At 28.9% G+C, this 204-nt stretch carries 1 pseudogene; it reads right to left on the bottom strand.

Annotation, left to right across the window (positions count from 1 at the left end):
• Positions 1-126: 126 nt before the first annotated feature.
• Positions 127-204: pseudogene (locus NI468_RS16225) on the bottom strand (type II toxin-antitoxin system RelE family toxin); the annotation flags it as partial.

Below are 204 nucleotides of genomic sequence, written 5' to 3'. Positions count from 1 at the left end.
AATATGATAAGAAAAACTATGGCATAACTATTAAATAAATATATGTTTTAAATAGAATTTATAGTTAGTAATTTAACATAAAATCTCTTATACGAAGCCAAAAATGTGAGCTATAAGCTCCCATTTTTAGTCTTTAATTCGCTTTTTCGCTTCGTCATAAACTATGCTATCAGCTCGTTTTCCGACGGTAATGAGCAGGATAAC

Source organism: Acinetobacter lwoffii, from assembly GCF_024129355.1.
Taxonomy (GTDB): domain Bacteria; phylum Pseudomonadota; class Gammaproteobacteria; order Pseudomonadales; family Moraxellaceae; genus Acinetobacter; species Acinetobacter lwoffii_I.
Note: the sequence above shows the minus strand (reverse complement) of the source record. Positions and strands in the feature narration are given on the sequence as shown.